Below are 11,060 nucleotides of genomic sequence, written 5' to 3' on the forward strand. Positions count from 1 at the left end.
TGGCGGTCCGCGCCGCCCGGCCAAGTCTAACGTTCGAACACCACGCGCCGAAGGGTCACGACTCGAGCGGACCGAGCCATGCGTTCGCGACGGTCGAGTGGGCCGATTCGTCGTCGGAGGGGTGGAAGATGCCCGCGAGTACGTCGCGGTAGAGGCGGCCGAGTTCCGAGCCTGCGAAGTACGTCGAGCCTCCTGAGACGCGCACGGCCTGGTCGACGACGTGCTTGGCGGTCTCGGTTGCGCGCACCTTGACGCCGACGAGTTTCGCGAACCACAAACCGCCGTGGTCGACGAGTTCGTCGAGATCGCGTGCGATGGCGAGGAGTTGCGGCTCGATGGCCTCTTGAGCGAGTGCGGCATCGGCGATGCGCCAGCGGATGTCTGGATCTTGCGAGAGCGGCTTGCCGTCGTTCTTCAGGGACGTACGCCGGTGCGCCGCCGCGACGGCGAGTTGCAGGGCGCGGTCGCCGATGCCGGCGTAGACCGAGGCGAGCAGCAGTTCGAAGTTCGCGAAGATGCCGAAGATCAGCGGATCGGCGTTCGGCCCCGGGTCGAGCCGGCGCACGATGCGGTCGGCCGCAGCGAACGCGCCGTCGAGCACGGTGGTGCGACTCTGGCTCGCCCGCATGCCCATGGTGTCCCAGTCGTCGAGGATGCGCACGTCGGGATCTTCGCGGTCGATGAAGCCGTAGACGATCTTCGGCGCGTCGGCCGAGGCCGTGTCGAGGCCCATCGTGCCGAGCCTGGTCCACGCCGGTGAGAGCGAGGTGAAGATCTTGCGACCGGTGTACCGGTAGCCGCCGCCCTCCTGCGGTTCGGCGTCGGTGCGCGATCCGAAGAGCATGAGGTCGTTGCCGGCCTCGCTGATGCCGAAACCGAAGATCTCGCCCGCGCCCGCCTCGCGGAGCACGAACTCGAGAGAGTCGTCACCGCGGTCGCGGAGCACTTTCGCAACGCCCGTCCACACGAGGTGCATGTTCACGGCGAGCGCGGTCGCCGGCGCCGCGCCCGCGAGCCGCATCTGCCCGCGAACGGCGTCGGCGAGGCTCCAGCCGAGCCCGCCGAGCTCGACCGGAACGAGCGCCGTCAGATAGCCCGCCTCTTGGAGTTCGGCGAGATCCTCGTCGAAGAACGCGTTCGCCCGGTCGTAGCCGGCCGCCCGTTCGCGGATGCGTTCGATCAGATCGTCGTGCAGCAGGGTCTCGGGTCTCGGGGTCTCCGGCGTGGTGCTCACGCCGCCAGACTACGCCTCGGGCGTGGTGCCCGACCGGGGCGGCGTGGCCGAGACGGCGGACCCGTCGACGACCGCTTCAGGGTCGACGGATGCCGCGGCATCCGCTCGCCCGTTGCGCCGGCCGCGCGTCGAGGCCACGACGATCGCGACGACGATCGCGGCGATGACGAGCCCCGTGAGGAGCCAGGGCAGGAGCACGCCGAACGCGACACCGAGCCACGATGCGAACGCGACGAGTGCGCCCCACCCCGCGACGAGGCCGCTCCAGAAATCGCCGGGCGCCGCATCGGGAGCCACGTCCTCCGTGATGAGCTCGAGAGTGATCGTCGAGTAGTCGACCTGGTCGACGAGCCAGTCGCGTTGCTGGGTGAGGCTGTCGAGCTCGGCTTGCCGGGTCGTGAGTTCGGACTCGATCGCGATGAGGTCGGCGATCGAGGTGGCGGTGCCGAGAAGCTCGCGCAGCCGGGCGACGGATGCGGTGAGCGCCTCGACGCGAGCATCGAGGTCTTGGTGCTGCTGCGTGACATCCGAGGCGTTCATCGACACGGAGTTCACGGTGCCGAGCTCGCGGAGTTTCGCGACCACCCCGTCGAGCTCGTCGGAGGGCACCCGCATCGTGAGCGACGCGCTCGGCAGCCGGGTGTCGGTGGCGGGCGTCTCGCGGCGGTTGTCGACCCGTCCGCCGGCCTGCTCGGCGATGTCGGCGGCGTCTTCGGCCGTCGCGATCGGGTCGTCGACGGTGACCGAGATCGATCCGGTCGTGATGACGCTGCGCTCGGCCTCGGCGGTGAACTCGGTGCCGCCGGCAGCGGCGTCGCCCTCGGCGCTCTGCGGCGCATCGGGTGCGGGCATCATCTCGCCGGGGGCCACGCCGAGTTCGAACGACGAGCTGGCGCCGCCGGCCGAGCAGCCGGCGAGAAGGAGGGCGGTGAGCGCGGCCGCGGCCGCCGCTGGTGCGAGTCGTCGTCTCATGCGCTCACTGTATTCCGCGGCCGGAACCCGATGTCTGGAACCCCGCTGGGAGTCGGGTCACGATCGGATTGCGCTTCACTGTGAATCGAGGAGGGGCCCCAACGTTCGGCGTGGTTCGCCCGTTCAACACATCGATTCCAGCCGTCGTTCAGCGCTGCCGTCAGTCGTCGTCGGGGTCGCGCCCGGTGCGTTCGCCCGTCTCCAGCGCGGCGATCGCGGCGAAGTCGTCGGCGTCGAGTTCGAAGCCGAAGACGTCGAGGTTCTCGCGGATGCGCTCGGGCGAGGACGCCTTCGGGATCACGAGGTTGCCGAGCTGCACGTGCCAGCGCAGCACGATCTGCGCGGGCGTGCGACCGTGCTTGGCCGCGAGGTCGTCGAGCAGGGGAGTGCCGAGCACCCGGCCGCGCGCGAGCGGTGACCATGCCTCGGTGCGGATGCCGTGCGCAGCATCGAACTCTCGCAGCGCCGTCTGCGGCAGCCACGGGTGCAGTTCGATTTGATTGACGACGGGCGCCTCACCGGTCTCCGCGACGAGCCGCTCGATGTGGTGCGCGTGGAAGTTGGAGACGCCGATCGAGCGGACCCGTCCCTCGTCGCGCAACCGGATGAGCGCGCGCCACGTCTCGACGTAGCGGTCGGTCGACGGCACTGGCCAGTGGATGAGGAGGAGATCGAGCTGCTCGAGCGCGAGAGCGCGCATCGACAGGTCGAAGGCGTGCAGCGCGAGTTCGTAACCGTTGTCGTCTTTCCACACCTTCGTCGTGACGAAGAGCTCCTCGCGAGGCAGGCCCGATGCGCGCACCGCCTCGCCGACCTCACGCTCGTTGCCGTAGAAGGCAGCCGTGTCGAGATGCCGATAGCCTGCGTCGATCGCGTCGAGGCAGAGGCGTGCGGCATCCGTCGGCGGCACCTTGTACAGGCCATAGCCGAGCTGCGGGATGCTCGCACCGTCGGCGAGCGGCACGCGCGGTGCGGGAGGGAGTGGTTGCGGCATCCGGAGCGCCTCTCTGAATTGGTCTAGCTCGGTTGCAGTGGAACGGGCTCGGTATCGGGGATCGGGCTCGCATCGCGGCCCCTGAGGTCGGGGTGCCATCGCCGACCGAGTACCGGCACGATGAACCCGAGCAGCGCGAGCGCCGCGGCTGCCCAGAATGCGCCCTGCGCCCCGTAGCCGTCGATGAGGAATCCGGCGAGGGCCGAGCCGAGGGCGGCGCCGATGAGCTGCCCGGTGCCGACCCAACCGTACGCTTCGGCGGTGTCGGAGAACTTCACGCTCGCCGAGACGATCGCGAAGAGCACGGCGAGCGCCGGCGCGATGCCGAGGCCCGCGATGAAGAGGGTGGCGGAGAGCCACCAGAAGTCCATGAGCCCGGCAGCGAGCGCCGTGCCCGCGAACACGATGAACATGCGGCGCGCGGTCGACCAGGGGCCGATCGGCACGTGCCCGAGAAAGAGGCCGCCCGCGAGCGAACCCAGCGAGAAGATCGCGAGCACGATGCCGGCCTCGGCGCCGCCGTGGCCGAACACGGCGACGACGCCGGCCTCGATCGCCGCGGTCGCTCCGATCAGGAGGAAGCCGACGATCGTCGCGAGGAGCACCGGCGGCCTGCCGAGCACGACGCCGAATCGCCGCTTCGAACGCGGGATGCGGACGCGCCCGAGCTCGGGAGAGGAGATGAACCAGATGCCGCCGATCACCATGAGCACGGCGGCGAGGAGGATCGCCCATACCGTGCCGACCTGCGTCGCGACGAAGGTCGTGACGACGGGTCCGACGACCCAGATGATCTCTTGTGCCGACGCGTCGAGTGAGAACAACGGGGTGAGCTGACGGGAGTTCACCATCTTCGGGTAGATCGTGCGCACGGCCGGCTGCACCGGCGGTGTCGCGATGCCGGCGACGAAGCCGACCGCCATGTAGAGGGGCACCGTGAGCGGCAGCACGCCGATCGCGACGACGGCCGCGACGCAGACGATGAGGGTCGTGATGAGCACGGGTCGCATGCCGAGTCGTCCCATGAGCCGGCTCGTCATCGGACCGGCGATCGCCTGGCCGATCGAGGTGGCCGCGAGCACGAGTCCGGCGTAACCGTACGAACCCGTCTGCTGTTCGACGTGCAGCAGGAACGCGAGCGAGAGCATTCCCGACGGGAACCGTGCCGTCAGCTGGGCGGCGATGATGCGAGCGACGCCCGAGGTTTTCAGTAGATCGGAGTAGCTTCCCACGGTGCGATCACTCTATCGAGGCGGATGCCGCGGAGGCGCGCACCTCGCACGCGGATCACGACCAGCGCTCCGAGCGTGCGAACTACCGCCCGACGCCGCTCAGGCGAGCAGCTTCGTGATGCGTTGCAGCGAGACGCTCTCGGCGGCGCGCAGTTCTTGAGCGAAGAGGCTGATGCGCAGCTCCTCGATCAGCCAGCGCGCGCGAACGAGGTTCGTCGAGGCGTCAGGGGCGAGCGGGATCGTGCCGCCCGCGTCAGTGAACCGAGCAAGAGCCGTCTGCACCTCGTTCATCCATACCCGGTCGCGCCCCGGGTTGTCGACGAGCTTGCCGACCCGCATCGTGACGCCCTCGAGGTAGCGCGGCACGTGTCGCAGCCGTTCGAGTCCGGTTCGCGAGACGAAGCCGGGGAACACGAGCCCGGCGAGCTGCTCCTTCGCGTCACTGAGGGCGGGCAGCAGTGCCAGGCTGGTCGCCGACTTCACCGCCTTCTCTGCGGTGCGGAGGGCGCCGAGGGTACCGGCCACGAGTCCGACGGTCTCGAACATCGTGTCCATGACCACGCCCGAGACGCGGTCGCGCACGGTCTCGAATTCCACTTTCGTGAAGAGCATGCCGTCGTCCTTGACGCGGTAGAGCACGTCGTTGACGCAGGCGACGAGACAGTCGGCGAACAGGGCGGCCGTGCTCGGGTACGGGCTCGTGGCGAGGATGAGCTTCTCGTTGCCCGTGAGGTGCTGCTGCACGTAGTTGACCGGCGACGGCGTCGCGAGCATGAGCAGGCGACGGATGCCGCCGGGCATCGCCCGGGCCTGCTCCTCGGGGGTTGCGAGCAGCCTGATGCTCACGGTCGTGCCGTCGTCGATGAGCGAGGGGTAGGCGCGCACCCGATTGCCGCCGACGGTCGTGTCGACGAACCGGGGCAGCTCGGCGAAGTCCCAGCTCGTGAGGCCGTTGCGCTCGATGCCGGCGCCCGGTGCCTCACCGGCTGCCGCGATCGTGTCGGGCGTCGCCCGGCCGTCGACCGGCTTCGGCCCGCGGGGCCCGCGTTCTCCGCGGGCGGGGTTCGCGAACGTGTCGGCGATGGCATCTCGTGCGTTCTCTGCGAGCTGGGCCTGCAACGCCCGCAGGTCCTTGCCCACGGCGAGCTGCTTGCCCCGGCCGTCGACGACGCGGAACGACATCAGGAGGTGGGGCGGGATGCGGTCCATCGCGAAGTCGGCGGCGGTCACCGGCGTGTGGGTGAGGCGTTTGATGACGGCGGCGACCTCGTCGGCGAACGACATGCCCGCCGGGGCATCCGTCTCACCCAACTCGGCGACGATCTTCGTGGCCCAGTCGGCGGCGGGCACGACGTTTCGGCGGATCATCTTCGGCAGCGCCTTGATCATCGCGGTGACGAGTTCGGTGCGGAGCCCCGGCACTTGCCGGTCGAAGCCCTCCGGCCGCAGCCGGGCGAGCAGCACGAGTGGCACCTGCACGGTCACGCCGTCGTCGGATGCCCCGGGCTCGAAGCGGTAGCGCAGCGTCAGCGTCTGGTCGTCTTGCCGCCAGGTCGGCGGGAACGCAGCTTCGTCGATCGTCGGCGCGTCATCGGGAGCGAGCGTCTCGGCCGTCATCGTCAGCAGCTCGGGCGACTCCTGCTTCGTCGCGCGCCACCACGTCTCGAAGAGCCGGGTCGAGGTGACGTCGGCCGGGATGCGCGAGTCGTAGAACTCGAAGACGGCTTCGTCGTCGAAGAGGATGTCGCGCCGGCGGCTGCGCTCCTCGAGCGCTTCGAGCTCGGCGCGGAGCTTGCGATTCTGCCGATCGAAGTCGAAGAGCCGGTCGCGGCGGATGTCGTTCGGCCAGTCGCCGTCGACGAGTGCGTGCCGGATGAAGAGCTCGCGGGCGTACGCCTGGTCGATGCGTGCGAGCTGGATGCGCCGGCGCGCCACGATCGGCACTCCGTAGAGCGTGACCTTCTCGTAGGCGACCGCGGATCCCTGCCGCTTCTCCCAGTGCGGCTCGCTGTGACTGCGCTTGACGAGCGAACCCGCGAGCGGTTCGGCCCACGCGGGGTCGATCGCCGCGTTCATCCGAGCGAAGAGACGGCTCGTCTCGACGAGTTCGGCACTCATGATGGCGTCGGGCTGCTTCTTCGCGAGCGCCGAACCCGGGAAGATCAGGAACCGAGACTGCCGGGCGCCGAGGTACTCGCCCTTGGGTTTGCGCCCGCCGGATGCCGCGGGGCCTCGCGCCCCCGACTGCTGCGTGCTCGCCGCGGCATCCTTCAACCCGATGTGGCTGAGGAGGCCGGCGAGCAGCGATTTGTGGATGAGATCCGCGTCGGGCGCCGCCTTGCCACCGGGAGTCTTGTCGTCGATCGTGAGCCCGAGGGGCTTCCCCATCTGCCGCAGCTGCCGATAGACGTCGTTCCACTCGCGCACGCGCAGGTAGTTCAGGAAGTCGTTCTTGCACATGCGCCGGAACGCGCTCGAGCCGAGCTCGCGCTGCTGCGTCTCGAGGTGGTTCCAAAGGTTCAGGAGCGTGATGAAGTCGCTCGTCGGGTCGACGAAGCGGGCGTGGCGCTCGTCGGCCTGCTGACGCCGTTCGAGCGGCCGCTCGCGCGGATCCTGAATCGTGAGCCCCGCGACGATCGCGAGCACCTCGCGGCTCACGCCGTGCTGCTTCGACTCGACGACCATGCGCCCGAAACGAGGCTCGATCGGCAGTTTCGCGAGTGCGCGACCGACCTTCGTCAGCCGTGGCCCGGCTCCCGACGCGGTCGATCCGCTCCCTGACCCGGCAGATCCGCTCCCTGAGTTTGTCGAAGGGTCGACCGCGCCCAGCTCGCGCAGCAGCTCGACGCCGTCTTTCACGCCGCGTGAGTCGGGTGGGGTCAGGAAGGGGAAGGCTTCGATGTCGCCGAGGCCGAGCGAGATCATCTGCAGGATGACGGCGGCGAGGTTGGTGCGCAGCACCTCCGGCTCGGTGAACTCGGGTCGCCGTGCGAAGTCCTCTTCGGAGTAGAGGCGGATGGCGATGCCGTCACTCGTGCGGCCCGAGCGGCCCGATCGCTGGTTCGCCGAGGCCTGGGAGATCGCCTCGATCGGCAATCGCTGCACCTTCGAGCGCACCGAGTACCGGCTGATGCGGGCGGTTCCTGCGTCGATGACGTACTTGATGCCGGGCACGGTGAGGCTCGTCTCGGCGACGTTCGTCGCGAGCACGACGCGACGGCGTACCCCGGCGACCGTCGAGGGCTGGAAGACGCGATGCTGCTCGGCCGATGACAGGCGACCGTAGAGCGGCAGCACTTCGGTGACGGATGCCCCGCCGCCGGCGTAGTGCCCGCGAACCGCCTCTTCGGCGTCGCGGATCTCGTTCTCGCCCGAGAGGAACACGAGCACGTCGCCGCGCGACTCCCGGTCGAGTTCGTCGAGCGCCTCGATGATGCCCTGCAGGTAGTCCTTGTCGTCGGCCGCGGCCCGCCCGCTGGAGTTCGTCGAACCGGAACCGATCGTCGCGACCTCGTCGGGGTCGTCGCTCGCGGACTCCTCCGCGACGAGCGAGCGGTACCGGATCTCGACCGGATAGGTGCGGCCCGAGACCTCGATGATCGGGGCCGGTTCGCCGGATGCATCCGCGAAGTGCCTCGCGAAGCTCGCGGGGTCGATCGTCGCGCTCGTGACGATGACCTTGAGATCGGGCCGCTTCGGCAGCAACTGCTTGAGGTAGCCGAGCAGGAAGTCGATGTTGAGGCTGCGCTCGTGGGCTTCATCGATGATGATCGTGTCGTAGCGACGCAGCATCCGGTCGTGGTGCATCTCGTTCAGCAGGATGCCGTCGGTCATGAGCTTGATGCGAGTCGAGGCCGTCGCCTTGTCGGTGAAGCGCACCTGGTAGCCGACGAGCCCGCCGACCTCTTCGCCGAGTTCCTCGGCGATGCGCTCGGCGATCGTGCGCGCGGCGAGCCGCCTCGGCTGCGTGTGCCCGATCGATTCACGGCCCAGCTCGAGGCAGATCTTCGGCAGCTGCGTCGTCTTGCCTGAGCCGGTCGCGCCGGCGACGATGACGACCTGGTTCTCGCGGATGGCGCGCGCGATCTCCTCACGCTGCCGGGAGACGGGCAGCTCGGCGGGGTAGGTGATCGCGGCAAGCACAGCCCTCCATCGTATGCGGCGCGAGCGAGGTCGTGGTCGAACTCCCTCGACGGATGTCGCGGCGCCGGTGGGCTCGGGCACGCGACGCTCGGTACATGGCTCGCGCTCGCCTCCTGGCGAACACGATTTCGATCGGTCCCGCCGGGCGGATACCGTCTCCGCATGGGCGAGAGCGACTTCGAGAACGAGTGGCACGAGTGGCGACGGAGTCGATGGCAGGCGGTGTCGGCGCCGTATGGCACGGCCGCTCTCCGTCACACGCACTGGCTCACGACAGACTCCGCCGAGTTCGCCGGTGCGCCCGGTCGCTGGCGGGTGCAGGGCACCGAGGTCGTCGGTGAATCGTTGCCGGCCGGCATCGTCGGCGTTGGGCGCCACGACCGGGTGCCGCTCTCCGACGACGTCGTGCGGCTCGCGGCGGATGAAGAACTCGAGCTCGACGGCATCCGCCTGCGCGTGTTCGAGCGCGATGGTTCGCTCGCCCTTCGCATCATCGATCCGGATGCCCCGAGCCGCACAACCCTTGAGGGCATCGACGCCTACGAGCCTTCGCGCGGCCGAGTCGTGATCGGCGGATTCACGCCGGCCGGCGCCGGCTCCACGCTCGATGTCACCTCGGTCGACGGGCACGAGTCGATCGACGAGCTCGGGGGAACGATCGCGCTCGAGATCGACGGGGTTGCCGTGACGCTCACCGTCGCGCGTGATTCGTACGGCCTCTCGGCGGTGCTCGCGGATGCGACGAGCGGCAGCGAGAGCTACCGGTTCCGCTTCCTGCGAGTGCCAGAGCCCGACTCCGATGGCCGGGTGGCCGTCGACTTCAACCGCGCATACCTGCCGCCCTGTGCGTTCTCCGACGAGTACGTCTGCCCGTTGCCGCCCGCCGGCAACCGCTGGCCGGTCGCATTGCGGGCGGGGGAGCGGCTCGCCACGAGGCATCCGCTGCTCGATTCCGCCGGTGCTGGTGCCGGTGCTGACGACGAAGGTCACGCTGCGGCCTGATTCGCGGGCAGCGAACGGTCTGTCGGATGCTGCAGGCGGCGTGGTGGGATGGAGGATGACTTCTGTGCCACTCATCCAGCTCAACGACGGCCACTCGATTCCGCAGCTCGGCTTCGGCGTCTTCAAGGTCGACCCGAAGCAGACCGAGCACATCGTGACGGATGCGCTCGAGGTCGGCTATCGCCACATCGACACCGCGCGCATCTACGGCAACGAGGCCGGAGTCGGTGCCGCGCTCGCCGATTCCGGCATCCCTCGTGAAGAGCTCTTCATCACGACGAAGCTGTGGAACGACGATCAGGGCACGCAGTCGGTCCTCGACGCGTTCGACGCGAGCCTCGAGCGGCTGGGGCTCGAGTATCTCGACCTCTACCTGATCCACTGGCCGGCACCGGCCAACGACCGCTATGTCGAGACGTGGAAGACGTTCGAGCAGCTCCGCGCGAGCGGGCGGGTGCGTTCGATCGGCGTCTCGAACTTCTTGGTCCCGCACCTCGAACGGCTGCTCGACGAGACCGACGTCGTGCCCGCGGTCGACCAGATCGAACTGCATCCCGCGCACCAGCAGCCGGCGACCACGGCGTTCGCAGAGGCGCACGGTATCGCGATTGAGGCCTGGGGGCCGCTCGGCCAGGGCAAGTACCCGCTGTTCGAGTTGCCTGAGGTGGCCGAAGCGGCTGCCGCGCACGGCAAGAGTCCTGCCCAGGTCGTGATCCGATGGCACCTCCAGCGCGGCCACATCGTCTTCCCGAAGTCGAACCGGCGCGAGCGCATGGCCGAGAACTTCGACGTCTTCGACTTCGAACTGAGCGGCGCCGAGATGCACGCGATCACCGCACTCGAGCGTGAGGGCCGAGTGAGTTCGCATCCCGACGACGTGAGCTGAGCGGATGCCGCGGATCCGCGCATTTCCGCGCGACACGCCCGGGATGCACGGCGGATTTGCCGGGGTGCGGGGATCCGCGTAAATTCTTACTTATCGCCACGGCGGTGCGGGAAGCGGCTGAGATCAGGGCTTCTCGGCCGAGACGGCGACACTCTTAGCCAAATAGCCTCGAAGTCGCATTGCGACTCGGTGATTTCAAGCCTAAGATGAAACCCCCACTTCAGAACGAACATGGCTCTCGAGTCGTGTTCTTGTTGTGAGAGCGACAGCCGTGTGAATCCGAGTGATCGGGTCCGGCGATTGAAGTGGTATGGTGGATAGGTTGCCCTGAGGGCAGGCCGCGAGGCCGAAACTCGGGTGCGTCCGTTCCTTGAGAACTCAACAGCGTGCACTATGTTCAATGCCAATTTTTGAACCCTGTCCCGGTCTTTGGCCGGGTGGGATTCCTTTGATTGATGGACAATTTGATTATTAAGTAGTCAGTTGTTTCTCTGTCAGTGATTGAAACTCTCAATGCCTTCGGGTGTTGGAACCAGTTTTTTTGGAGAGTTTGATCCTGGCTCAGGACGAACGCTGGCGGCGTGCTTAACACATGCA

7 protein-coding genes and 1 rRNA gene are annotated in these 11,060 nt (G+C 68.4%); 3 read left to right on the forward strand and 5 right to left on the reverse strand.

Annotation, left to right across the window (positions count from 1 at the left end; translation table 11 throughout):
- Positions 1-55: 55 nt before the first annotated feature.
- From AC1C2R_RS14410 to hrpA, 5 genes are all read right to left on the reverse strand, one after another.
- Entirely contained in the window at positions 56-1,234 is a 1,179-nt protein-coding gene (locus AC1C2R_RS14410; RefSeq protein WP_495353154.1) for an acyl-CoA dehydrogenase family protein, read from the reverse strand.
- 9 nt (positions 1,235-1,243) lie between these two features.
- Positions 1,244-2,206 (reverse strand): DUF4349 domain-containing protein, encoded by a 963-nt coding sequence (locus AC1C2R_RS14415; protein WP_495380350.1) that lies wholly within the window; start codon positions 2,204-2,206, stop codon positions 1,244-1,246.
- 160 nt (positions 2,207-2,366) lie between these two features.
- The gene (locus tag AC1C2R_RS14420; RefSeq protein ID WP_495353156.1) at positions 2,367-3,200 is read right to left on the reverse strand and encodes an aldo/keto reductase; all 834 of its coding nucleotides are present in this window, start codon (positions 3,198-3,200) and stop codon (positions 2,367-2,369) included.
- Between the two features lie 23 nt (positions 3,201-3,223).
- Entirely contained in the window at positions 3,224-4,432 is a 1,209-nt protein-coding gene (locus AC1C2R_RS14425; protein ID WP_495353157.1) for an MFS transporter, read from the reverse strand.
- A 99-nt stretch (positions 4,433-4,531) separates the two neighbouring features.
- Positions 4,532-8,575, reverse strand: a complete 4,044-nt coding sequence (gene hrpA / locus AC1C2R_RS14430; protein ID WP_495380351.1) for an ATP-dependent RNA helicase HrpA — start codon at positions 8,573-8,575, stop codon at positions 4,532-4,534.
- 162 nt (positions 8,576-8,737) lie between these two features.
- Here hrpA and AC1C2R_RS14435 point away from each other — a divergent pair, with 162 nt between their 5' ends.
- From AC1C2R_RS14435 to AC1C2R_RS14445, 3 genes are all read left to right on the forward strand, one after another.
- The gene (locus AC1C2R_RS14435) at positions 8,738-9,577 is read left to right on the forward strand and encodes a DUF1684 domain-containing protein (protein WP_495380352.1); all 840 of its coding nucleotides are present in this window, start codon (positions 8,738-8,740) and stop codon (positions 9,575-9,577) included.
- Between the two features lie 55 nt (positions 9,578-9,632).
- Positions 9,633-10,463: an aldo/keto reductase gene (locus AC1C2R_RS14440; RefSeq protein WP_495380353.1), complete on the forward strand. Its 831-nt coding sequence runs from the start codon at positions 9,633-9,635 to the stop codon at positions 10,461-10,463.
- Between the two features lie 538 nt (positions 10,464-11,001).
- Positions 11,002-11,060, forward strand: a 16S ribosomal RNA gene (locus tag AC1C2R_RS14445); the annotation flags it as partial.

This window comes from Agromyces sp. Y182 (assembly GCF_059445385.1).